22 protein-coding genes and 1 riboswitch are annotated in these 24430 nt (G+C 64.5%); of the genes, 6 read left to right on the top strand and 16 right to left on the bottom strand.

Translation table 11 applies throughout. The annotated features are described in order from the left end of the window. Positions 1-20: 20 nt before the first annotated feature. The 13 genes from EYV96_RS14245 to clpB form a co-directional block, all read right to left on the bottom strand. The gene (locus tag EYV96_RS14245; protein WP_131152477.1) at positions 21-746 is read right to left on the bottom strand and encodes an adenosylcobinamide-GDP ribazoletransferase; all 726 of its coding nucleotides are present in this window, start codon (positions 744-746) and stop codon (positions 21-23) included. After that, positions 743-1282, bottom strand: a complete 540-nt coding sequence (locus EYV96_RS14240; RefSeq protein WP_131152195.1) for a histidine phosphatase family protein — start codon at positions 1280-1282, stop codon at positions 743-745. The genes EYV96_RS14245 and EYV96_RS14240 overlap by 4 nt, the downstream gene beginning before the upstream one ends. Next, a complete protein-coding gene (gene cobT / locus EYV96_RS14235) occupies positions 1279-2331 on the bottom strand; it encodes a nicotinate-nucleotide--dimethylbenzimidazole phosphoribosyltransferase (protein WP_131152194.1) in 1053 nt (350 codons plus the stop codon). The genes EYV96_RS14240 and cobT overlap by 4 nt, the downstream gene beginning before the upstream one ends. Then, a complete protein-coding gene (gene cobU, locus EYV96_RS14230; RefSeq protein ID WP_131152193.1) occupies positions 2331-2849 on the bottom strand; it encodes a bifunctional adenosylcobinamide kinase/adenosylcobinamide-phosphate guanylyltransferase in 519 nt (172 codons plus the stop codon). The genes cobT and cobU overlap by 1 nt, the downstream gene beginning before the upstream one ends. Then, on the bottom strand, positions 2846-4309 hold the full coding sequence (locus tag EYV96_RS14225) for a cobyric acid synthase (RefSeq protein ID WP_131152192.1): 1464 nt from the start codon (positions 4307-4309) through the stop codon (positions 2846-2848). The genes cobU and EYV96_RS14225 overlap by 4 nt, the downstream gene beginning before the upstream one ends. Next, the gene (gene cobD / locus EYV96_RS14220) at positions 4306-5316 is read right to left on the bottom strand and encodes a threonine-phosphate decarboxylase CobD (RefSeq protein WP_131152191.1); all 1011 of its coding nucleotides are present in this window, start codon (positions 5314-5316) and stop codon (positions 4306-4308) included. The genes EYV96_RS14225 and cobD overlap by 4 nt, the downstream gene beginning before the upstream one ends. Beyond that, complete coding sequence (gene cbiB, locus EYV96_RS14215; RefSeq protein WP_240732611.1) at positions 5309-6208, bottom strand: adenosylcobinamide-phosphate synthase CbiB; 900 nt, start codon at positions 6206-6208, stop codon at positions 5309-5311. Before cbiB ends, cobD begins: the two co-directional genes overlap by 8 nt. 14 nt (positions 6209-6222) lie before the next feature. Then, complete coding sequence (locus EYV96_RS14210; RefSeq protein WP_131152189.1) at positions 6223-7509, bottom strand: cobyrinic acid a,c-diamide synthase CobB; 1287 nt, start codon at positions 7507-7509, stop codon at positions 6223-6225. 5 nt (positions 7510-7514) lie between these two features. After that, positions 7515-8114: a cob(I)yrinic acid a,c-diamide adenosyltransferase gene (gene cobO, locus EYV96_RS14205; RefSeq protein WP_131152476.1), complete on the bottom strand. Its 600-nt coding sequence runs from the start codon at positions 8112-8114 to the stop codon at positions 7515-7517. Positions 8115-8140: 26 nt separating this feature from the next. After that, positions 8141-8749, bottom strand: a complete 609-nt coding sequence (locus tag EYV96_RS14200; protein WP_240732565.1) for a hypothetical protein — start codon at positions 8747-8749, stop codon at positions 8141-8143. Further along, a complete protein-coding gene (locus tag EYV96_RS14195) occupies positions 8746-9324 on the bottom strand; it encodes a hypothetical protein (RefSeq protein ID WP_131152188.1) in 579 nt (192 codons plus the stop codon). Before EYV96_RS14195 ends, EYV96_RS14200 begins: the two co-directional genes overlap by 4 nt. Positions 9325-9350: 26 nt before the next feature. Beyond that, positions 9351-11210, bottom strand: a complete 1860-nt coding sequence (gene btuB / locus EYV96_RS14190; protein ID WP_131152187.1) for a TonB-dependent vitamin B12 receptor — start codon at positions 11208-11210, stop codon at positions 9351-9353. 118 nt (positions 11211-11328) lie between these two features. Beyond that, a riboswitch (cobalamin riboswitch) is annotated at positions 11329-11538 on the bottom strand. A 108-nt stretch (positions 11539-11646) separates the two neighbouring features. Continuing rightward, positions 11647-14229 carry an ATP-dependent chaperone ClpB gene (clpB, locus tag EYV96_RS14185; protein WP_205746169.1) on the bottom strand — a complete coding sequence of 861 codons (2583 nt, stop codon included), beginning with the start codon at positions 14227-14229 and terminating at the stop codon, positions 11647-11649. A gap of 189 nt (positions 14230-14418) precedes the next feature. Here clpB and otsB point away from each other — a divergent pair, with 189 nt between their 5' ends. From otsB to otsA, 3 genes are read left to right on the top strand one after another with little or no spacing between them, the layout of a single operon-like run. Then, entirely contained in the window at positions 14419-15249 is an 831-nt protein-coding gene (gene otsB / locus EYV96_RS14180; protein ID WP_165488686.1) for a trehalose-phosphatase, read from the top strand. Further along, the gene (locus tag EYV96_RS14175; RefSeq protein WP_131152184.1) at positions 15221-17032 is read left to right on the top strand and encodes a glycoside hydrolase family 15 protein; all 1812 of its coding nucleotides are present in this window, start codon (positions 15221-15223) and stop codon (positions 17030-17032) included. Before otsB ends, EYV96_RS14175 begins: the two co-directional genes overlap by 29 nt. Before the next feature lie 5 nt (positions 17033-17037). After that, on the top strand, positions 17038-18417 hold the full coding sequence (otsA, locus tag EYV96_RS14170; RefSeq protein WP_131152474.1) for an alpha,alpha-trehalose-phosphate synthase (UDP-forming): 1380 nt from the start codon (positions 17038-17040) through the stop codon (positions 18415-18417). A gap of 36 nt (positions 18418-18453) precedes the next feature. Here the strand turns inward: otsA and pgeF are convergent, their stop codons facing one another. After that, the gene (gene pgeF, locus EYV96_RS14165) at positions 18454-19146 is read right to left on the bottom strand and encodes a peptidoglycan editing factor PgeF (protein WP_240732563.1); all 693 of its coding nucleotides are present in this window, start codon (positions 19144-19146) and stop codon (positions 18454-18456) included. A gap of 65 nt (positions 19147-19211) precedes the next feature. Beyond that, positions 19212-20189, bottom strand: coding sequence for a 23S rRNA pseudouridine(1911/1915/1917) synthase RluD (gene rluD, locus EYV96_RS14160; RefSeq protein WP_131152182.1), 978 nt, complete (start codon positions 20187-20189; stop codon positions 19212-19214). Positions 20190-20259: 70 nt separating this feature from the next. Here rluD and EYV96_RS14155 point away from each other — a divergent pair, with 70 nt between their 5' ends. Next, positions 20260-21099 (top strand): outer membrane protein assembly factor BamD, encoded by an 840-nt coding sequence (locus EYV96_RS14155; RefSeq protein ID WP_131152181.1) that lies wholly within the window; start codon positions 20260-20262, stop codon positions 21097-21099. Between the two features lie 62 nt (positions 21100-21161). Here the strand turns inward: EYV96_RS14155 and EYV96_RS14150 are convergent, their stop codons facing one another. Next, positions 21162-22793, bottom strand: a complete 1632-nt coding sequence (locus EYV96_RS14150) for an NAD+ synthase (protein ID WP_131152180.1) — start codon at positions 22791-22793, stop codon at positions 21162-21164. Between the two features lie 250 nt (positions 22794-23043). On the opposite strand from EYV96_RS14150, the gene EYV96_RS14145 reads away from it, so the two are divergent. Both EYV96_RS14145 and EYV96_RS14140 read left to right on the top strand, forming a co-directional pair. Beyond that, positions 23044-23616, top strand: coding sequence for a fimbrial protein (locus tag EYV96_RS14145; protein ID WP_131152179.1), 573 nt, complete (start codon positions 23044-23046; stop codon positions 23614-23616). A 55-nt stretch (positions 23617-23671) separates the two neighbouring features. Then, positions 23672-24421 carry a fimbrial biogenesis chaperone gene (locus EYV96_RS14140; RefSeq protein ID WP_131152178.1) on the top strand — a complete coding sequence of 250 codons (750 nt, stop codon included), beginning with the start codon at positions 23672-23674 and terminating at the stop codon, positions 24419-24421. The last annotated feature ends 9 nt before the right edge of the window (positions 24422-24430 follow it).

The raw sequence follows: 24430 nt of genomic DNA, 5'->3' as shown, positions 1-24430 counted from the left end.
GCGAGGGCGTCGGTACGGCTTCAGCCGGCGGCGGCGAACACCAGCAGCACGGCCACTTCAGTCAGTTCTGTCAGCGCGCCACAGGTATCGCCCGTCATCCCGCCAAGGCGCGCGACGCACGCGTGGCGCCACCAGGCAAAGAGCGCCAGGACGATCGCCGTGGCCAACCAGGCGTGCCAGCCGAGCCACAGGATGGCAAAGGCCACCATAGCCAGTGCGATGCGCGAGGCTTGCCCCGCACCATCACCGAGCCGGGAACCGAGCCCGCCCGCACGAACATAAGGCGTGCCGAGAAAGGCGCCGACCAACACTGAGCGGGCCAATACAGGCGCAACCCATAGCGCGGGCCATGCCGAAGACAAGCTCGCAAGGCATGCGAACTTCAGCAAAAGCACGGAGACCAACGCAACGACACCAGCCGGACCGCAACGAGGATCTTTCATGATCGCCAGGGTGCGCTCACGATCGCCCAGGCCGCCGATCCACGCGTCGGCACTGTCCGCCAGACCGTCCAGATGCAGTGCGCCCGTCGCCACGATCCAGAGCAGAAGCAGCACCGACGCGGCGACCAACGGCGGCCACCCTCGCATGACGTAGTGCGAAACCAACAGCAACGCGCCGATCACCAACCCCACCGCCGGATACCACGCCAGCGAGCGACGGCGTGCGCGCTCATCGTCGAACACGTGATGTGGCACCGGAATGCGTGTCAGGAAACCCAGCGCAACGAGGAAGGCGTTCATCAGCCCGTCCACGCCAGCGCATGCAGCGAGGCATGCGGCACATCGATGGCGGCCATGTCACCAAAGTCGCGACGCTCTGCTCGACAACGAAGCCAGCGAATGGCGCCGCCATGCGTCACCACCAGCACGCGAGCGTCTGCGTATTGCGCGACGACATCATCCAGCGCCGCCGACAAGCGGGCTGCGAACATCTCAAAGGTTTCGCCACCGGGTGGCGGATAACGCACGGGATCGCTCCAGAACCGTCCCAGGGCATCACCCTGCTCCTCCGCCAGCGTTTCGATGGGCACACCCTGCCAGTCACCAAAGTGATACTCCACCAGACGCGTGTCGACCTGGATCGGCACCTGCAGGGCACTCGCGAGCTCGCTGGCAAACGCCGCGCAGCGCTGCATCGAAGAGGTGATGATGATGTCCCACTGACGACCGTACGTCGCCTCGCGCAACTGCATCCAGCCCAGCTCGCTCAGCGGGTCGTCCAGTTGTCCGCGGTAGCTACGTTGCCCGGTATCGCCGTGACGAAGCAACTCGATGCTCATGCCGGTCCATCCGACACGCCGGCTTCGGCAAAGGTCGCCATGCCGTTGTGCAAGGCGCAGGCCAGGCGAAGCAGCGGCACGGCCGAGGCGGCGCCGCTGGCCTCACCCAGGCGCATCTGCAAATCGAGCAGCGGCTTGGCAGCCAGCGCGGCCAGGACCAGGGCATGACCACGCTCATGCGAACGATGCGAGAAAAGCATCCAGCAGCGCGAATCCGGATTCAGCCGAACGGCGGCCAGCGCGGCCACCGAGCTGATGAATCCATCGATCAGCACCGGGATGCCGCGCTGAGCGGCAGCGATATAAGCACCCACCATGGCCGCGATCTCGAAGCCGCCAAGTCGACGCAACACTTCCCTCGCATCGCTCGCATCTGCATGGAGGGACAAGGCCGATGCAACAACCGCGACTTTGCGCGCCAGCCCGGCATCATCGACGCCGGTTCCACGACCCACCATGTCCTGGGGCGACTCGCCAAGCAGCGCACAGGCAAGCGCCGTGGCCGACGTTGTATTGGCGATGCCCATGTCGCCCGCAATGAAGAGCTGGACGTCCGCCGTGTGCGCCGCCTCGACACTGTCAGCTCCGGCCTGGAGCGCCGCAGCCAACTGCGCGTCAGTCATCGCAGCCTCGCGGGCCAGATTGCCGGTCTGCGGAGCCAGGTAGACCGTGCGAACCCCGGGGCATGTCCCGGGGTCGTTGACCGTGCCCAGGTTGACCACTTCCAGCGAGGCACCGAGTTCGCGCGCCAGGACGCTGATGGCCGCGCCACCGCGCGCGAAGTTCCGCACCATTTCTCCGGTAACCGCTTGCGGAAATGCAGAAACCCCTTCGGCCGCCACGCCGTGGTCGCCCGCAAAGACGGTAATCCAGACGTTCTTCAGTGAGGGCGCATCCTTGCCCTGCAGCGATGCCAGATGGACGGCCGCGCTTTCGAGCGCCCCCAGCGAGCCCGGAGGCTTGGTCAGCATGGCCTGGCGCGCGAGGGCTCTTGCCTCGCACGCACGGTCGACGACGCGGCATGGGCGCTCGATCCAGTTCACTTCCATCAAAGACTTCCCTTGAGTGTCATGGGCAATCCCGCCGCGACGAAGACGACGCGATCGCAGGTCTGCCCCAATCGTTGATGCAGCCGGCCCGCCTCGTCGACGAATCGCCGGCTCAGTTCGCCCAGCGGCACGATGCCAAGGCCCACTTCATTGCTGACCAGCAACAGTTCACCCGGGATATCTGCCAGGCATGCCAGGAAGCCATCACGCTCGCGTTCGAACCTCGCCATGTCATCGCTGCCGATGAGATTGCTGAGCCACAACGTGAGGCAATCCACCAGGATGCATCGCCCGGGACGCGCGTGCTCCCGCAAAGCTTCGGCCAGCGCCATCGGTTCTTCGATCGTGTGCCAGTAGCGTGGGCGTTGTGCGCGATGATGGGCGATACGTTCGGCCATGGCGGCGTCCAGCGGCTGAGCCGTCGCCACATAAACCACATCGTCGCCGCAGTTCACGGCCAGCTGTTCGGCCAGCGCGCTCTTGCCCGAGCGCGCACCACCCAGAATCAGTGTCTTCATCCGTTGAGTCCCATCCATTGGGTAAGGAGATCCGTATCCAGATGGGCGTCGATGCTATCGGCCAGTCTGTCGAAACTTTGTTCGCGCAGGCCATCGATATCGACATGTTCGGTACCGCGCCAGCCCGCCCACTCGAGCAGCGCCGCCAGTGCTTCGGGACGATCGAAGACACCATGAAGATAGGTGCCCATCACCTGTCCATCGGCCGAGCGCGCACCGTCGGGCCTTCCGTCCTCCAGGATGCAGAAGGCGGTCGCGGGATCGATGCCCTTGGTGACACCACAATGGATTTCATAACCCGTCACGGCAGCGCCACTTTCCGCCAGCACCCCGGCAACGCGGCGTAGCTGCTTCTCAGTTTCAAGCGTCGTCGATACGGCCAGCCAGCCCAGGCCTTCGCTGCTTCCTGGCGCGCCTTCGAGGCCGTGCGGATCGTCGACGAAGTTGCCAAGCATCTGGAATCCCCCGCAAATGCCGAGCACCTTGCCACCGTAGCGCAGATGCCTGGCGATGGCCCGATCGTGTCCCTGCTGGCGCAGCCATGCGAGGTCGGCACGCGTGGACTTCGAACCCGGCAGCACGATGAGGTCGCACGCGGGCATGGCCTGCCCCGGCCCCGCCCAGCTCAACTCAACCCCGGGATGGGCCTGCAAGGCGTCGAAGTCCGTGTGATTGCTGATGCGCGGGAAAGCGGGAACCGCCACACGCAGCACATCGCCCGCTTTGTTTTGGCGAACCCTCGGCAAAGCGTCTTCAGCCTCGACATGAAGTCCATGCAGGTAGGGCAACACACCCAGCACGGGCTTGCCCGTTTCCTGCTCAAGCCAGTCGAGGCCCGGTTGCAGCAGCGCGATATCCCCGCGAAAGCGGTTGACGATGAAACCCCGCACGCGCGCCCGTTCACTGGGCGACAGCAAGGCGAGCGTGCCGACGAGGTGTGCGAAGACGCCGCCGCGATCGATATCGGCGACCAGGACGACCGGGCAATCCACCGCCTCCGCATACCCCATGTTCGCGATGTCGCGGTCGCGCAAATTGATCTCGGCCGGGCTACCCGCCCCTTCCACCACGATGACGTCGTACTGCGTACTCAGGCGCGCATGCGAGGACAACACCGCATCCATCGCAATGCGCTTGTAGGCGTGATAGTCACGCGCGTCCATGTTGCCGACGGCGCGGCCGTGCACGATGACCTGCGCGCCCACATCGGTGTTCGGCTTGAGCAGGACCGGATTGAAATCCGTGTGGGGTTCGACTCCCGCGGCCTGCGCCTGCGCGGCCTGGGCGCGACCGATTTCGCCGCCATCGACCGTCACGGCGGAATTGAGCGCCATGTTTTGCGGCTTGAAGGGCGCCACGCGAACACCGCGACGACGCAGCCACCGGCACAACGCCGCAACGACCGTGCTCTTGCCCGCATCGGACGTACAACCCTGCACCATCAACACGCGCGCCGTCATCGCCTTGGTCCCAGCACGTTGGGCGCGACCACGGCCTCGCGCAGCGCGCGATCCAGGCGATCGAACGCCTCCTGCGAACCGGGCAGGCCAAACCGGAGGCTGGACGGCTCATCGAACAAGCGGACCAGCACACCCTTGCGCGCGAGAGCTCGCTGGATGGCCGGCGCATGGGCATGTCGGCACCACTGGAAGAACGGGGTGCCGGCCGAAGGTGCGAGGCCACGGTTGGCAAGCAAAGCCGCCAGATGCGTACTCGCCGCGCGCAACTTGGCCTGAGCTTCGACGTGCCATGCGGTATCCGCCAGCGCCAGCTTGAGCACATGCCGTGTCGGCCCGGTCAGGGCCCACGGCCCGAGATGGGATCGCAAGGCAAGCAGAAGGTCGGTCGTCGCACTGACAAACCCTGCGCGCGCACCCGCGAGCCCGAAGAACTTGCCCACCGAGCGAAGGACAATCAGGCCTTCCCGCGGCGGCATCGCACACAGGCTTTCTCCCGGCGTCGCGTCCATGAAGGCTTCATCGACAATCAGCCAGCCACTGCGCCGACGCAAGCTGGCATGAAGGTCCAGCAGTTGTTCGCGGCCGAATGTCTCGCCACCTGGATTGTTCGGGTTGATCAGAATGACGACATCGTAGCGATCGCCGCTCGACAGCAGATCGGCCGCCGACCGCGGGCGAACGTCGTGCCCCACGCGTCGCCAGACATGCGCGTGCTCCGCATAGCCGGGTGCAAGAACACCCACGCGCGAATGATCGCGAAGCAGTGGCAACGACTGGATGGCCGCCTGCGTCCCGGATACCGGCAGCAACGCCTGCGTACCGTAGTAGTCGCGCGCGACTTCCATGAGGCCGTCGTCGTCCTCGGGCAGGCGATGCCAGGCCTCGCCGGGAATGTCAGGCACGGGCCAGGCGAACGGACTGATGCCCGTCGACAGATCGAGCCAGTCTTCCAACGGGATGCCGTACTCGCGCGCTGCCCGCCGCAAACGTCCGCCGTGTTCAAGCATGCCAGGCCCATCCTGCAAGGATCACTACGAATACCCAGAGCGCCACGCCCATGCGCACGAGACGCATCGAGCGCCGAATGGCGTGCGCATCCGGCGCGACACCTTCGCCAAGCACGGGGCGCTCTTCCCATTGACCGTGATAGGGCGCCGGCCCACCCAGACGCACACGCAGGGCACCGGCACCGGCGGACATGACGGGACCTGCGTTAGGGCTGTCCCATTGCGGTGCCTGAAGGCGCCAGCAGCGCCACGCCGTGGATGCGTGGCCCATGAGCGCGTAGGTTGCAGCGGTCAGGCGAGCCGGCACCAGGTTAAGCAGATCATCGATGCGCGCCGCGGCCCAGCCGAATCGCTCATAGCGCTCGGTGCGGTAACCCCACATCGCATCGAGCGTGTTGGACAGGCGATAGAGCACCACGCCCGGCGCACCGAGAAGAACAAACCAGAACAGCGCACCGAAGACCGCATCGTTGCCGTTTTCCAGCACGGACTCGGTCGCCGCAGCCGCCACGCGCTCGTCGTCGAGCGCCAACGTGTCGCGGCTGACCATGCGTCCCACTGCGATTCGCGCGCCATCGAGGTCGCCCGCCTCCAGTGCGCTGGCCACCGGCAAGGCGTGCTCGCCCAGGCTGCGCAGACCGATGGCCAGATAGAGAACGACGGCAGAATACAGACCATACATCCACGGCGAAACCTGCCAGGCGAACCAGGCCAGGCCCGACGTGATCGACACCAGAGGCAAGACCGCCAGCGACCAGGCCAACACGCCCCGCCAACGCGATGCGCCATACGTGCACCGTTCGCACCAGGCCGCCCAACGGCCAAATGCCACCAACGGGTGTGCGCGCCGTGGCTCGCCGAGAAGAAGGTCGAGCAGCACGGCGGCAAGCATGGCGAGTGCGATCGTCACGGTGCGAACAGTTGCAGTGCGGCGTCGGGATGGGAGGGGAAGTAGAAGTGCACAAAGCTGGCCGTGAATCGATGGCGTCGATAGACCGCTTCCTTGCTGGGCCCCTTGTCGGGATTGTGTGCCTGCGCCAGCGGCGTCGCCGCAATCTCGGCGCGCGCATAGTGGAAGGTGTGGCCGCGCAACTCGCCTTCCGGGAGTGCCACGCTTTGCATGCCCAGGCCGGCCAGTCGCGATTGCATGGCGGCGCTTCCAGGCAACAATCCGGCCATCACCCGGGGTTCGCCATCAACGCCCGCAAGCGACTCCATGGCGTACAACATGCCGCCGCATTCGGCGAGAAGTGGCTTGCCGGCATCGACATGCTCACGCAGCTCGCGATGCAACGTGACGTGGCCAGAAAGCGCGTCCAGATGCAGTTCCGGATAGCCGCCCGGCAGCCAGACCGCGTCGCAATCGGGCAAGGCATCGCCAGCCAGTGGCGAGAAGAAGACCAGCGTCGCACCCGCTTCTTCGAGCACATCGATGTTGGCCGGATAGATGAAGCAGAACGCATCATCGCGCGCGATGGCGATACGCACGCCGAGCAAGCGCTTCGGCATCGACGCGACCGCCTGTGCCTGGAAGGTCACGGGTGGCGGCAATGACACCGACACATGTGCTTCAAGTGCATCGGCTAGCGCATCGATGCGCGCATCAAGATCCTGCTGCTCACTCGCCGAAACCAGGCCAAGGTGCCGCTCGGGCAGTGCCATCGACGCATCGCGTGGCAAGGCACCCAACCACTGGATATCCGGTGGCAGGCTGCCTTCGAGGAGGCTGGCGTGATATGCGCTACCAACGCGGTTGGCCGCGACGCCATACACCTTGAGCCCATCGCGATAGTGCGCGAGGCCGTGAGCGATCGCACCGAACGTCTGCGCCATCGCCGATCCATCGATCACCGCCAGCACGGGCAAGCCGAAGCGCATGGCCAGCGCCGCGCTCGACGCCGATCCGTCGAAGAGGCCCATGACGCCTTCGACGAGGATCAGATCGACCTCGCCGGCCGCGGCATACAGGCGTGCACGCATATCGTCATCGCCACCCATCCAGCCGTCGAGCTGATACACGGGCCGGCCACTGGCGCGCGCGAGGATCATCGAGTCGAGGAAGTCCGGCCCCGTCTTGAACACCTGGACCTTGCGGCCTTGCCGCACATGAGCGCGCGCCAGCGCTGCCGTAAAGGACGTCTTGCCCTGCCCCGAGGCAGGCGCCGATACCAGCAAGGCCGGGCATGCGCGCATGGCGGTCACAGTTCGATGCCTCGCTGCGCCTTGATGCCCGCCTGAAACGCATGCTTGACCACGCGCATTTCCGTCACGGTGTCCGCCACCTCGACCAGACGATCCGGCGCGCCGCGCCCTGTGATCACCACATGTTGCTCAGGTGGACGCGACGCCAATGCCGTAAGCACCGCATCCAGGTCGATGTACTGCTTGACCAGCGCGATGTTCAGTTCATCGAGCAAGACAAAATCATACGAAGCATCGGCGAGCATGTCCGCCGCCACTTTCCAGGCGGCCTCGGCAGCTGCGATGTCGCGCGCCTTGTCCTGCGTCTCCCAGGTAAAGCCCTCGCCCATCACGTGGTAGTCGAGGTCTTCACCGAAGCGCCGGAAGAAGGCCTCTTCACCCGTCGAGAAGCTGCCTTTGATGAACTGCACGACGCCACAGCGAAATCCATGGCCCAGCGATCGCGCCAGCATGCCAAAGCCCGAGGAGCTCTTCCCCTTGCCGTTGCCGGTGTTCACCACCAGCACGCCGCGCTCGATGGTGGCCCGCGCGATCTTGCGATCGATGAGCTCCTTCTTGCGCTGCATGCGCTCGCGATGACGCTCTTCGGGCGTCATCGCTTCACGGGCGTCGCGACGTTCGTTCATGAGTGGACTCGCGAAGGGGCGGCCGAGAGACGCGGGGCCAGGACACGCACGACCGACAGCACCAGAAAGCCCACGGCCACATAGCCAGACATCGTGCCCAGAGAGCGCGGGTAGTAATGCGCGATGCGCGGGAGGAAGCCCATGAACGTCGGCTCGTAATGACCGGAGAACGCATAGTAACCGCCGCCGGAGATCAGATAGGTCGCAAAAGCAGCCACGACCAGAGTGATCGCGAGACGCGGCACGGTGCTCCAACGGAAGACATGCTTGCGACCATAGAGACGCCCGGCGAACCACAGCGTGCCATACGCAGGCACCAGCACCCAGTACGCCGGGCTAAGGCACCAGTCGGTAATCGTGCCGGCGGCGAGGCTGCCGAGATCCAGCATTGAGGCCAGCGCAAACAGGAACACGAACAGCCACCGCGTGCGAACCAGTGCACCGGCCAGGAAGAACACCGCCCACGAGGCGCTGGGCAACGCATTGACCGACGCGAAGTGCTGGCCGCGCGTGAGGATCATCAGCAGCGCCAGGACGCACGCGGCGATCATCGAGGCTCGAAAACCGCGCAGGGGCAGCGTGTCCATGGTGGCAGAAGTATTCATCGACGCGCTCCTTCCGTCTGTTCGCGATTCGCAAACCAGCGCGCCACCAGGCCGTAACCGATCAGCGCCACGGCGAGATAGGTCATCGTCGTGCGGACGAACAGCGGACCCCACTTCCACAGGCGCGACACGTACTCGGTGAAATGCGGGTCCGGATAGCGACCGCCCAGCCAGTAGAACGAGCCGTTGGATATGGCGAAGGACACGCTCGCGGCAACCAGACCCACGCCCAACGCACCGGCAACCGACGCCACTGTCGGCTTGAGCAGCCCGGCATAGGCGCGACCGGCATACCAGAGCACGGCATAGGCCAGCAGCAGGAACGAGTATGCCGGCGTCACGCAGAAATCGCTGACGCCGGCAAGCGATACCGAGATCCAGTCCAGCACCACCGCCAGCACCATGAACCAGGCAAAGCCCAGGTGACGGCGCAGGCCGAGGCCGCCGAGGAAAAACACTGCCATGGACGCATCCGGCAGGTTCAGTGCGGTGCCGAAGTGATGGAAGCGCGTGGCGATCATCACGGCGGTCAGTACGACCCACAACAAGATGGAACGATGTTCGGTGAGTTTCATCGGCGTACCCCTTTATGGCGATGGAATCAGTGTGTCGGTGCGTAACGCACGCTCAACATGTACGTGCGGCCGAGCTGGTTGTAGTAAGCCGCGGTCTCGTAGTGCTTGTTGAAGACGTTGCTGCCGCTGAGCTGCAGGCGCCAGTCGCGATCGAAGGCCCAGCTCACACGAAGGTCGGTGAGGCCGTAACCACCCAGCTGCTTCTTGTTGGCGACGTCGTCGTAACGATGACTGGCGGCGTAGACGCTGCCGCCGATGCCGAAAACACCGAAGCTGCGATCGACGTCCACGCGCGCGCTGCGCGGTGCACGGCGAGCCAGGTAGTTGCCATGATTGGCCCCGCGACTTTCGTTGCGCGGATCCAGCCACGTCGCCGTGCCGTTGATGTTCCAGCCAGCCAGCTCGGTGCCGATGACGGCCTCGGCGCCCTGAATGCGCGCGTGCTCGACGTTGCCCGGCAGTCCGATGGACGAGTCATAGGCGATCAGATTGTCGACGTGCGTTTCGAACGCATTCAACGACCAGTGACCCCAGCCATGCATGCCGCGCAGACCCAGCTCGTAGCTGCGCGAAGTCTCGGGATTGAGGTTGGCGTTGCCGTAACCCGGGTAGTACAGCTCGTTGAAAGTAGGCGCTTTGTACGCCGAACCGGCGCTTGCGGTCAGGCGCAGGCTGTCAGTGAAATCCCAGCCCCACAGCAGACTGCCGGTGGTCTTGCCGCCGAATTGTTCGTTGTCGTCGCGTCGCACACTGGCCTGCAGCGATTGCGTACCGAACGTCTGCTGCCACTGGCCGAACACACCGCGATTGAGACGCTGATCGCGGGCGTACGCCGTGTTGCCGTCGACGCGGTCACGCTGCCAGTCGAAGCCGAACGTCCACAGACCACCACCAAGGCCAAGATCGGCCTGCAGCGTGCCAACGTCGCGGTGCGTGTTGAACGTGCTCTGGTACTTCGCGTTGTAGTAGTTGTCGCTCAGATCAGCGCTCTGGCCTGCGTTGAGCGTGAACTTGGCCCAGTCCGTCGGGCGGTAGCGCAGGCTCGCGCCCACGACCTGTTCCACAACTTTGGCGGCATTGGACGTTGATCCGTCATAGCGGTTATAGCCATCCGTACGCAGCCACTGTGCGTCGGCTTCCCACTGCTTGCTGAACTCGTAGCCGCCCTTGATCGACGCTGAGTTGTTGCGGAAACCATCGCGATCCGGCTGGTAGACAAAGCAGCCCGCGCCGCCCGGCGACGGCTTGCCGCGGCAGGCATTGATGCCATCGGTGCCGTCATGCGACAGCTGCACCTGGTACCAGCCGTTGCCGACCTTGCCGCCCACACCGGCACCGCCGTTGATGGTGCGGTTGCTGCCGAAGCCAAAGTACAGGCTCGGCTCGAACGGGCCTTGCGGGCGACGGGTGAAGATCTGGATGACGCCACCGATGGCTTCGGAGCCATACAAGCTGGAGAACGGACCGCGCACGATTTCAATGCGCTCGATCTGCTCGACCGGGATGTCCTGGATCGACGCGCCACCGCTCGTCACCGAGCCAATCTTCACGCCATCCACGAGCACCAGCACATGGTCCGATTCGGTGCCGCGAAGGAACAGCGACGTCGACTTGCCCGGGCCGCCATTGTTGGCGATCGACATGCCCGGCGTGCCGCGCAGCAGGTCCTGCACGGACTGCGCCTGCAGACGTTCGATCTGCGCGCGGTCAATGACCGTCACCGATGCCAGCGTGCTCGCTTCGGTCTGATCGGTACGGGTCGCCGTGACGACCACGCCCTTCAGGTCGTTGGCGTCGCCGCTATCAGCGGCATAGGCGGAAGGAAACACAGCAATAAGTGCGCAGGCCAGCACGGACCGACGCAGAAAAGAAACTCGCAATGACACAACAACTCCTTGGCCGCGCCTGCCCGCGCGGATGGCATGGATAAGGACAGGCGGAAGGAGTGATCGCAGAGAGGCACGGCCATGGAGCGCGCGCCGCCCATGACCTTGCCCACCGCAAGTCTGGTCTTACCTCGAGGCCGGTCTCCGGGCTCGCGAGCGAGGCTGGTTGCCTCGAATCAGCACCTTCCCATGCCTAAGCACAGTGGTATTCGCTGATCGTTTACTCGCCTACCGTTGCGGGGGCAGCTCCGGACTTGGCTTGCGCCGTACCGGATTCCCGTTTCAACCACTGGCCTGGCCAGCGGTCACCTCAGGTGGGGGCATCTTAGTGCAGAGGGTGTGAAATAAGGAAATGTCTTAGTGATCGGCCGCACGTAAACAAAAAAAGCCAGGGCATGGATAGCCCTGGCTTCTCATGTGACCCTTTGAGGTACGGCTACGCGCCGAAGGTCAGCTTGCCCTGCGCCGCATCGACAACGATGGTTGCCCCCGGGGCGAAGCGCCCTTCGAGGATTTCCCGCGCCAGAGGGTTCTCCAGTTGTTGCTGGATCGCGCGCTTAAGCGGACGCGCACCATACACGGGATCGAAGCCGACATTGCCCAGAAGATCGAGCGCCTTGTCGTTGATCTCCAGATGCAGATCGCGCTCGGCCAGTCGCTTCTCCAGATACGCCAGCTGGATCTTCGCAATCGCGCGGATCTGTTTCTTCTCCAGCGGACGGAAGACCACCAGTTCGTCGAGACGATTGATGAACTCCGGCCGGAAGTGGGCCTGCACCACCCCGAGCACCGCAGCCTTCATCTTCGTATACGCCTCGTCCGCATCGTCCGATTCCATCTCCTGGATCAACTGAGAACCCAGGTTGGACGTCATCACGATGACGGTATTGCGGAAGTCCACCGTGCGACCCTGGCCGTCCGTCAGGCGACCGTCGTCGAGCACTTGCAGCAGGATGTTGAACACATCCGGATGGGCCTTTTCGACCTCATCGAGCAGGATCACGCTGTACGGACGACGACGCACGGCCTCGGTCAGGTAACCGCCCTCTTCGTAGCCGACATAGCCCGGGGGCGCACCGATCAGGCGGCTCACGGAGTGCTTCTCCATGAACTCACTCATGTCGATGCGCACCATCGCGTCCTGCGTGTCGAACAGGAATTCGGCCAGCGCCTTGCACAGTTCCGTCTTGCCCACGCCGGTGGGACCAAGGAACAGGAAGGAACCGTAGGGTCGATTGGGATCGGACAAGCCGGCGCGGGCACGACGAATGGCGTCGGATACCGCGCGCACCGCTTCGTCCTGGCCCACCACGCGGTGGTGCAGCGCGTCTTCCATGTGCAGCAGTTTGTCGCGCTCGCCTTCGAGCATCTTGTTGACGGGAATGCCCGTCCAGCGCGAAACGACTTCGGCGATCTCCTCGTCGGTCACGCGGTCCTGCACGAGCTTGAATTCCTGCTTCTCGGCGGCCTGCGCGGCAGCGAGCTGCTTTTCCAGTTCCGGCAGGCGACCGTACTGGATCTCGCTCATCTTCGCGTAGTCCTGGCGACGCTGGGCGGCGTCGAGATCGACGCGCGCGGCTTCGATCTGCTCCTTGATCTTGGCGGCACCCTGCAACGCGGCCTTTTCCGACTTCCAGATTTCATTGAGGTCAGAGAATTCGCGCTCGAGCTTTTCGATATCCGTTTCGAGATCGGCCAGGCGCTTTTTCGACGCCTCGTCCGTTTCCTTCTTGAGCATCTCGCGCTGGATCTTCAGCTGGATCAGGCGACGCTCCAGGCGATCGAGTTCCTCCGGCTTGGAATCGATTTCCATGCGCAGACGGCTCGCCGCCTCGTCCATCAAGTCGATGGCCTTGTCCGGCAGCTGGCGATCGGTGATGTAGCGGTTGGAGAGCGTGGCCGCGGCCACGATCGCCGGGTCAGTGATTTCCACGCCGTGATGCACCGCATAGCGCTCCTTCAGGCCGCGAAGGATGGCGATGGTGTCCTCGACGCTCGGCTCGCCCACAAACACCTTCTGGAAGCGGCGCTCCAGCGCGGCGTCCTTCTCGATGTACTTGCGATACTCGTCGAGCGTCGTAGCGCCAATGCAATGCAGTTCGCCACGCGCAAGCGCCGGCTTGAGCATGTTGCCTGCGTCCATCGCGCCGTCGGCCTTGCCTGCGCCGACCATGGTGTGCAGTTCGTCGATGAAGAGAATGACGCGACCTTCCTGCTTGGCCAGGTCGTTCAGCACGCCTTTGAGGCGCTCTTCGAACTCGCCACGGAACTTGGCACCCGCGATCAGTGCGCCCATGTCCAGGGCCAGCACGCGACGATCACGCAGGCCTTCAGGCACTTCGCCCTTGACGATGCGCTGCGCGAGTCCCTCGACGATGGCGGTCTTGCCCACGCCAGGCTCGCCGATCAGCACCGGGTTGTTCTTGGTGCGGCGTTGCAGGACCTGGATGGTGCGGCGAATCTCTTCGTCGCGACCAATGACCGGATCGAGCTTGCCGCTTTCGGCGCGCGACGTGAGATCGACACAGTATTTTTCGAGCGCCTGGCGCTGCTCCTCGGCGTTTTCGCTCTGGACTTTTTCGCCACCGCGCAGCTTTTCGATGGCCGCTTCGATGTTGGCCTTGGTGGCACCGGCCGCCTTGAGCGCCGTGCCGACTTCGCCTTTGTCTTCGAGCGCGGCAAGCAGGAACAACTCGCTGGCGATGAACTGGTCGCCTCGCTGCTGCGCCAGCTTGTCGGTGAGGTTGAGCAGGCGCGAAAGCTCGTTGCCCAGATGGATATTGCCTTCCTGTCCGGATACGCGCGGAAGCCGCTCAAGGATTTCGCCGACGCGCTGGCGCAAGGCCGGCACATTGACCTGGGCCTGGGTAAGCAAAGGGCCGGTCGAACCACCCTGCTGATCGAGCAGCGCAGCCATGACGTGCGCCGGCTCGAGCATGTTGTTGTCGCGTCCCACAGCCAGGGACTGGGCGTCGGCCAGTGCCTGCTGGAACCGAGAAGTCAGTTTGTCCATCCGCATTGGTTTCTCCCCGCAGATTCAATGAATGTTGGCGGCAAGGCCACCACTGCTCCGCGAGATGCGGACGTTAGGCTGCGATTCAAGCTCATCAAGAGCGCCGTGATGTCGTCCATACATGATTCTCACCCGGGCCATTGCAGGCATCGCGTCAAAGGCCCCCTTCACATTGGGGCTGTTAGGCTTCGTCGAATGTCTTTGCTGTCCTTTATCCCCGAGATGTCCGTTCCGCCCATGCTTCCCGCCCCGCCACTGCCGGCGCCCGGCGATCGTTGGGCCCTGTTCCTCGACGTTGACGGCACGTTGCTGCCGTTTGCCGACCGTCCCGAAGAGGTCGTGGTCTCTGATCGCCTGCGTGTCTTGCTCGCCGATCTTTACGCCACACTCGATGGTGCGCTGGCGCTGGTCAGCGGACGGGGCCTGGTCGACCTGGATCGCCTGTTTGGCGCGCCGCCGTGGGCGATGGCCGGTTTGCATGGCCTGCAGCTGCGCCACGCCAACGGCGAGATGCGTGAGACGCGCGTCAGCGGCAGTCGCCGCTCGCTCGCGCTGCACACGGCCGAAACCATCTCGCGCGCGCACCCCGGCACGCTGATCGAAAACAAGGAGCTCGCCGTTGCGATTCACAGTCGCACCGCGCCCGAGCACTTCGAATCGGTGCGTCATGCGGTGGAAACCGCGTTGCCACAATTGCATGGTTATGAAATGCAGGCCGGCAATCTCGTCGTTGAGCTGAAGCCCGAGGGCATGGACAAGGGCAAGGCCGTGGCCGAGCTGATGGCGAGCGAGCCGTTCGCCGGACGCGTACCTGTTTACCTCGGCGACGACCTCACGGACGAATACGGCTTTGCCGCCACCAACCTTGAAAACGGCCTCAGCGTTCGCGTGGGGTCGCGCGAACCGAGCCTCGCCCAATACACGTTGCCAGGCACTGACGCTGTGCATGCCTGGCTGTCCCGCGTACTGAACGTGATCAAGCAAGGAGCCCATCCTCATGCCTACCCTTCCGGAGGAAACGCCTGATACCCAGGCCAGCCTGGCGCTGGGTGTCATCGGCAACGGCAGTGTTGCCGCCCTGATCGACGGCTGGGGCCGCATCGTGTGGTCCTGCCTGCCCCGCTTTGACAGCGACGCAAGCTTCTGCGCCTTGCTCTCACCACAACGTGAAGGCGGTGACTGGAGCTTCGAACTGGAAGGCGCCGTGCGCGCCGAGCAGGAATACATCACCAACACCGCCGTGCTGGTGACGCGCATCTACGATGCCCAGGACAGCGGCATCGAGATTGTCGATTTCGCACCGCGCCATCGCGCGCGCGGACGCTTCTACCACCCGGTGATGATCGCCCGTCGCGTGCGCCCCCTCAACGGCAACCCGCGCATCCGCGTTCGACTGCGCCCCCTGTGCGACTACGGCGCGCGCGCCCCCGAAACCAGTGCTGGCAGCAACCATATCCGCTACCTGCTGTCCGACGTTATCCAGCGACTGACCAGTGATGTCGCGTCTCCCCTGATCGAACGAGGTCTTTGGTTTCACCTCGACCGCCAGGCGCACTTTGTCTTCGGCCCGGACGAAACGCTTACCACCAGCCCGGCCGATTTCATCCACGGCACGCTCGAACACACGCTCGAGTACTGGCGCGAATGGGTTCGCTATCTCTCGGTGCCGTATGAGTGGCAGGACGCGGTGATTCGGGCCGCCATCACGCTCAAGCTGTGCCAGTACGAAGCCACCGGCGCCATCGTTGCCGCGCTCACCACATCCATTCCCGAGGCACCCGGCTCGCAGCGCAACTGGGATTACCGCTACTGCTGGATCCGCGATGCCGCGCTCACCGTGCGCGCACTCAACCGCCTGGGCGCGACACGCAGCATGGAGGAATACATCCGCTACGTGTTCAACATTGTCTCCGGCGAGGACGATCACGAAGTCGGCCCGGTGTTCGGCATCACCTTCGAGCGTGAACTGCTCGAACGACACGCGGAATCCCTCAAGGGCTATCGCGGCATGGGCCCGGTGCGCATCGGCAACGATGCCTGGCGCCAGCGTCAGAACGATGTCTACGGCTCGGTCGTGCTGGCCTCCGCGCAGTTGTTCTTTGACCAGCGACTTGCCCACCCGGGCGATGAACGCACGTTCCAGCGACTGGAACGCATGGGCCGCATGGCCCTGATCACGGCCGAGCAACCGGATGCCGGCTTGTGGGAGTTTCGCGGCCGCGCGGCCGTGCACACCTATTCCGCCGCCATGTGCTGGGCGGCATGTGATCGCCTGGCGCATATCGCCACGCAACTGGGTCTTCGCGATCGCGCGCGCTACTGGCACAACGAAGCCGTGCAGCTGCATGGGCGCATCATCAAGCGCGCGTGGAACGAGAAACTTGGCTACTTCGTCGATGCTTACGATGGCGAGCACCTCGACGCCAGCCTGCTGCTGCTGGCTGACATCGGTTTCATCAAGCCCAGGGATCCGCGATTCATCGCGACGGTCGACGCGATTGGCCATGAACTTGGCCGTGGCAACTACCTGTTCCGCTATATCGCACCGGACGACTTCGGTGCGCCGGAAACCAGCTTCAATATCTGCACCTTCTGGTACATCGAAGCGCTGGCCGCCATCGGTCGTCGCAAGCAGGCACGCTTGATGTTCGAGAACATGCTCAGCCAGCGCAATCCACTGGGCTTGTTGTCCGAGGACATCGCGCCGGCCACGGGCGAGCACTGGGGCAACTTTCCGCAGACCTATTCGCTGGTGGGGCTGATCCAGACCGCCATGCGCTTGTCGCGCCGCTGGGAGGACGCGATGTGAGTGAGATGGAACCCGCTCACAAGGGTCGCTTGATCGTTGTTTCCAACCGCGTGGCGCTGCCGCAACAAACCGCCACCGGCGGACTGGCGTCGGCCATGCGCGACGCCCTGCAGGAACGCGGCGGCTTATGGTTCGGCTGGTCCGGCAAGATCGCGGCGCAAACCGCGGGAAAAGTGCACACACTGCGCGATGGGAACGTGGAATACGCCACGATCGACCTGTCACGGCGCGACCACGACGATTTTTACGACGGCTACGCGAACCGCACCTTGTGGCCACTGCTGCACTATCGCCCCGACCTCGTCGACTACAACCGACGGCACCTCGACGGCTATCTGCGGGTCAACAGCCTGTTCGCCGATCGCGTTGCCGAACTGATCGCACCTGACGATCTGATCTGGGTGAACGACTATCACCTGATCCCGCTGGCCGCCATGTTGCGCCAACGCGGCGTGCGTAATCGCATCGGCTTCTTCCTGCACACGCCGCTGCCCGCGGCAGGCCTCCTGATCACCCTGCCGCGTCACCGCGAGCTGCTGGAAACGCTGGCCAGTTACGACCTGGTCGGCGTCCATACGGCACGCGACCTGCGCGCACTGGAGGACTATTTCGTCAACGATCTCGGTGCGACGATGCAGCGCGGCCATCGCCTGCGCACGTCAGATGGTCGCCGCTTCAAGGCGGGTGCGTTTGCCATCGGGATCGATACCCAGAAAGTCGCGCACGACGCTGCTGAGGCAATGAACCTGGAGGAGATCGACAGCCTCCACCACAGCCTCGAAGGTCGCGCCATGATCATCGGCGTCGATCGCCTGGACTATTCGAAGGGACTACCGGAGCGATTCGACGCGTACGCGATGCTGCTCGAACGCGTCCCCGAACTGCATCGCAAGGTGACCTTCTTGCAGATTGCGCCGCCGTCACGCTCGACCGTGCCCGAATACCGTCAGATCCGGCGCGAACTCGAACGCCGCGCCGGCCATATCAATGGCATGTACGCCGCGCCCGATTGGGTGCCGATCCGCTACGTCAATAATTCCTTCCCGCACAGCCTGCTCGACGGTTACTACCGGACGGCGCGCGTCGGCCTGGTGACGCCGCTGCGCGATGGCATGAACCTGGTGGCAAAGGAGTACGTCGCCAGCCAGGACCCGAAAGATCCTGGCGTGCTGGTGCTATCGCGCTTTGCCGGCGCCGCGCAGGAGCTTCCCCAGGCCTTGCTGGTCAATCCTGCTGATCCTGAGGAAGTGGCCGAAGCCCTGGAGCAGGCGCTGAGCATGCCGCTGATCGAACGCAAGCGACGCTGGCGCGCCATGATGGATACGCTGGAGAAGCAGGATGTCACCGCGTGGCGACAGTCCTTTCTCGGTGCGCTGATGGAATAGCCCCGCGAGGATCAGCGTCCCCGCCAGCCTTGCACGTCAGTCCGCAGCGATCCAGATGAACGAAGCAAACCGCCCGCTTTGCGGGCCTTCTTGCCGGTACGAGTAGAAACGCGGGTCACTGAATGTGTCGAAGCCCCCGCCGTAGATAGCGGTGACGCCCGCCTGATGGAGGCGGCGGCGCGCCAGGCCGGCCAGATCGCACAGCCAATGGCCGGGTCGCGTCGGCTGAAAGTGCGCCGATGCGCCCGCATCGAGGCCAGCGAAGGCGTCGCGGACTTCCTCGCCTACTTCGTAGGACGCCTGTCCGATGCACGGACCCAGCCACGCCAGGATGCCGGACGTCGGCGTGCGCATCTGCGCGACGGTGGCTTCGAGCACGCCCGCCTGCAGACCGCGCCAGCCGGCATGGGCGGCGCCGATTTCATGCGACTCAGTGGAACAGAAGAGCACCGGCAGGCAATCGGCGGTGAGGATGGCCAGGGTCTGGCCGGTGTCACGCGTCACGGATGCGTCCGCACGCGGCTCGTCCCTCCAGACCTCATGGCCCGCCACCGCAACGTCCACGCCATGGACCTGGCGCAGCCAGCGGGGTTCCCCGGGAAGGACCAGATCGCGAATCGCCGCGGCGCGGTTGCTCTGCGCAGCCACCGGGTCGTCACCATTGCGCAGGCCAAGGTTGAAGCGATCGTAGGGCGGCAGCGACACGCCCGGACCCTGGCGAGTACTCACCGCGGACCGGACCCACGCGGGTGCCGGCCAGTCCGGCCGCACCCAGTGGGTTGACGCCCCCACGCTCACAGCCAGTCGTCGGGTTCGGCGCCCCGGGCGTCGTCGCGCATGGCGTCGATCAACACCTGCAGGTCGTCCGGGCGCGCCGCCGAGAAGGACATCGGCTCTCGCGTGATCGGGTGCTCGAAGGCCAGCCGCTCGGCGTGCAGGGCCTGGCGCCGGAAGCCGCGCAGCGCAGCGACCAGTTCGGGCGAGGCGCCCTTGGGCAGTCGCAGGCCGCCGCCGTAGAGCGGGTCGCCGACCAGGGGATGGCCGATATGGGTCATGTGGACGCGAATCTGGTGAGTGCGCCCCGTCTCCAGGTTGCACTGGATCAGGCTGTGGGCCCGGAAGCGCTCGCGCATGCGGTAGTGGGTGACGGCGTGCTTGCCGTCCTCCTCGTCGCGCACGGCCTGGCGCAGGCGATCGCCCATGTGGCGCCCGATGGCCGCATCGACGGTGCCGCCGGCCACCATGGTGCCCAGGATCACCGCTTCGTACTGTCGCTCGACGTCGTGGCGCGACAGCATGTCGACCAGCGCCGTATGGGCTGCCAGGCTGCGGGCGACCACCATCAGGCCCGAGGTGTCCTTGTCCAGGCGGTGCACGATGCCGCCACGGGGCAGCTCAGCCAGCCGGGCGTCGTAATGCAGCAGCGCATTGAGGAGGGTCCCGGCCGGATTGCCGGCGCCAGGGTGCACCACCAGCCCGGCGGGCTTGTTCAGGACCAGCAGGTACTCGTCCTCATGGACGATATCCAGCGCAATATCTTCCGGCGCCGTGGTCACTTCGACCTCCAGCTCGGCCTCCAGGCGCACATGCTCCCCACCCTTCACCATCTGGCGGGGCGTCGCCGGGGCCCCGTCCAGCGTGATGGCGCCGGCCTTCAGCCAGCTCACCAGGCGGGACCGGGAGTAGTCCGGGAACATATCGGCCAAAGCCCTGTCGAAGCGCCAGCCCGCCGCTGACAGGGGGACTTCGGCCTCGTGACGGATGACGGTCATGCCGGCCTCCCCGAGAGTGCGGTGGTTTGGGCTATCATCCCTTTTCGATCAAACATCTGAACCCTTTCTCATGCGCGTAACCAAGCTGCAGGCTTTCAAGGTACTTCTCGTGCTGGCCGTCACCGTCTCGATGAGCGCGTGCTCGATGTTCGGCCATAAGAAGGACAACATCGACACCATGCCGGTGGACAAGCTGTACGACAACGCGCACACCTCGCTGACCAAGGCCGATTATTCGGCGGCCACCAAGGCTTACCAGCGCCTGATCGCACGCTTCCCGTCCGGTGATTACAACGAACAGGCCCAGCTGGAGCTGGCCTATTCGCAGTACAAGGACAACCAGCCGGATGATGCGTATTCCACCATCAACCGCTTCATCAAGACGTATCCGACCCACAAACATGTGGATTATGCCTATTACCTGCGCGGCCTGATCAATTTCGACCGCACGGCGGGCATTATCGAGCGCGTCGTTCAGCGTAACGAGGCCCAGACCCGTCGCGACCAGGGCTTCAACCTGCAGGCATTCGACGATTTCTCGGAGCTGACCCGCCGTTTCCCGGACAGCGCCTACGCCACTGACGCCCGCCAGCGCATGATCTACCTGCGCAACGTGCTGGCTCAGTTCGAAATCAACGTGGCGGAATTCTACCTGCGCAACAAGGCCTATATCGCTTCGGCCAACCGCGCCCAGTACGTGATCGAGCACTACCAGCAGGCACCGCAGACCGGCGACGCCCTGGCTATCCTCACCCGCAGCTACATCGCCCTGGACCAGCCCAAGCTGGCCGAGCAGACCCGCCAGGTGCTGGCCCTGAACTACCCGAGCCACCCCTACCTCACCGACGACAAGTGGCCGCATGCCCCGTCGACGCTGAGGAAGATGATCCCGTTCTCGGGACATCACTAAGTCAGACAGAAAAGCCGGGCATCGCCCGGCTTTTTTTTGCCTGTCGCCGAGGGATCAGACCCTCATCGCCAGCCCGACGTAATCGGATAACGCCGCTCGCGCCCGAAGGCCCGCGTGGTCACGCGCGGCCCCGGAGCCGACTGGCGTCGCTTGAACTCGTTGTTCAACACGAGCCGCACCACGCGCCGCACGGTGTCGGCATGGAATCCCTGCGCGGCAATCTCGGCCTGTGACTGCTCGTTCTCGATGAAGCGCTCGAGGATCGCATCGAGCTCGTCGTACGGCGGCAGCGAATCCTGATCGGTCTGGTTGTCGCGAAGCTCGGCCGACGGCGGACGCTCGATCACCGCCGGCGGAATCGGCTCCGCCTCACCCAGGCGCACCCCGTGCGCATTGCGCCAACGGGAAAGGCGATAGACCACCGTCTTGTAGACGTCCTTGAGCGGCGCGTAAGCGCCACACATGTCGCCATAGAGCGTGGCGTAACCGACGGCCATTTCGCTCTTGTTGCCGGTAGCCAGGAGCAGGCGCCCGTGCTTGTTGCTCAGCGCCATCAACATGACGCCGCGCGTGCGCGACTGCAGGTTTTCCTCGGTCGTGTCGGCCGGCTTGCCGCCAAAGGCGGGCGTCAGGGCGTGCAGGAAGCTCTCGAACGTGTTTTCGATCGAGATCACGTGATAGTCCACGCCCAACTGCTCAGCCTGCGCCCGCGCACCATCCAGCGACAGCTGCGAGGTATAGCGCGTGGGCATCATTACGGCCGTGACACGCTCCGGCCCCAGTGCATCCACGGCAAGCGCCAGCGTCAGCGCGGAATCGATGCCGCCGGATAGCCCCAGCAGCACGCCCTGAAAGCCATTCTTGTCGATGTAGTCGCGGATGCCCCGCGTCAGCGCCGCATAGAGGATCGCTTCCGGCGCGTCATCCGTGTGTGCGGGCCAGCCTTCCGCCGTGAACGCACGCGCCTCGCTGTCGAACTCGGCCCAAAGCAGGGCGTCCACGAACTGGGGAGCGCGTGCGGCGATGCGTCCGTCGCCATTCACCAACAGCGAACCGCCGTCGTACACGACTTCATCCTGCCCGCCGATCAGATTGAGATAGGCGATCGCGCAACCGGTTTCCGCAGCCCGCGCGCGCAACACGGCCTCGCGCTCGGCCTGCTTGGCGTTATCCCATGGCGACGCGTTGATGACCACGATCAGCTCTGCACCCGCGCGAGAAGCACGCGCAGCCGGCTCCGGCTGCCAGATGTCCTCGCAGATCAGGAAGCCGACGCTGACGCCTTCGATCTGCGCCACGACACTGTCATGACCCGGACGGAAATAGCGCTTGTCATCGAACACGCCGTAGTTGGGCAGCGCCTGCTTGTGCGCGGTGACCTCGATGTTGCCATCGCGAAGGAGGCTGGCGGCGTTGTACACCTCGCCTTCGCTATGGGGATGGCCGACCAGGGCCGCCAGGCCATGGGTCTGCGCCGCCAGGGCGCGCAACTCGCATTCGCAGGCCGCCAGGAAACTGGGGCGCAACAACAGGTCTTCCGGCGGATAGCCGCTCAGCGTCAGCTCGGGAAAAACCACCAGGTCCGCCCCGCCCTCACGGGCCTGCGCCATCAGGTCGCCCACTTTCGCCGCATTGGCCGCCACCGCGCCCACGGGAAAGTCGAACTGGGCCAGGGCCAGGCGAAGCTGAGACATGCACGGATTCCTCGTTGAGCGTTGGCAAATGATAGCCGAGTCCCCGGCACCCAACGTTCGCAGCGTCGAATGAGACGCCTGCGCCTCGGACTGTTCTGAAAGTCACGCCACCCCCTAAGAAGACCCACCGGGAATGGCGCTTGTCCCCTAAGACCCTTGCCCAAGTCCCGAGTCGGTCCCGGCACGGTGCGCTGGCGCGCACCTTCGGAACGAGGGAGGTCACTCTCCAAACCCCTTTTCTGGATACCCAATGAAGATTTCTACCTTCCTCGCTGCCTTGGTCGCAACGCCGATCATGGCCGTCGCCTTCTCGCCCAATGCACACGCCGGCGACGGCACCATTACGTTCAAGGGAATGATCAAGAGCGTTACCTGCGACATCACCGGTGGTGACAACACCGATGGCAGCAAGGGCGACATCACCGTCAACCTTCGCGACACCAACATCACCGCCCTGCCGCGTGGCAGCCGCACCAGCCCCACGGCGTTCTCGCTCAACATCGGCGGCACCGGCGGCTCCTGCACCGATGGCAAGATCGCCAAAGTGGTGTTCGAGCAGCTCGAAAGCCCGCTGATCAACCCGGTCACCGGCAATCTCAAGAACAGCACGGGCGCGGGCCGTGCCACGAACGTGGAAATCTCGCTGAGCAACGACAAGGGCCAGGTCATCAACCTCGCGACGAATGAAAATTCAACCGAGGCGGAGATCGACGGCGGCGCGGCCACGCTCAACTACACCGCGTACTACCAGGCAGACGCCAACAATGACGTGACGGCGGGTACCGTCGATACCAACGTCATCTATTCCATGGACTACAACTGATCCCTGCTTGCGGGGTGCCTTCTGGCGCCCCGCCCTTCACCGGCTTTTCGATCCCATGATTTCCTTGAACCTCCTGCGCCGCGCTCCGCTGCTGGCGCTTTGCGTGTGCAGTTTCGCGGCCGAAGCGGGCATCCGCATTACCGGCACCCGCGTGATCTATGACGGCGGGGAGCGCGAAACCAGCGTCAAGATCGACAACGATGGAAGCCCCCGACTGATCCAGGCGTGGGTGGACGAAGGCGATGCCTCGATGTCGTCCCAGCAATCGACCGCACCCTTCGTACTGACGCCCCCTATCTCGCGCATCGACTCGGGCAAGGGCCAGACGCTGCGCCTGATCTATACGGGCGAAGGCGCGCCGAAGGATCGCGAGTCGGTTTACTGGCTGAACGTGCTGGAGATCCCTCCGCGCGCCACGGGTGATGCCGCCACGGGTGACAACCATCTGCAGTTCGCCATCCGCACCCGACTGAAGATCTTCTATCGACCCAAGGGCCTGGAAGGTTCGCCTGCAAAAGCGCATGAGCAGCTGGTGTGGAGCCAGGTCAGGAAGGAAGGCGACGCGTACTTCGTGCTGTGCACCAACCCCACGGCTTACAACGTGTCCTTCAATCGCCTGACGCTGAAGGCGCGCGACGGATCGGTTGATCGCACCCCGACATTCACCGGCGGCGGCATGTGTCCGGCGCGGGGGAGCGCCACGTTGCAGGTCACCGGTTCGCAGACGTTCGGACACCTCATGGAAGTGAGCGTCATCAATGACTACGGCGGCTTCGACGCGCACGAAGCGCGCATCACGAACTGACTCACCCAT

This window comes from Dyella terrae, assembly GCF_004322705.1.
In the GTDB taxonomy this organism is placed as follows: Bacteria; Pseudomonadota; Gammaproteobacteria; order Xanthomonadales; family Rhodanobacteraceae; genus Dyella_D; species Dyella_D terrae.
This window is presented reverse-complemented; position numbering and strand designations above follow the sequence as displayed.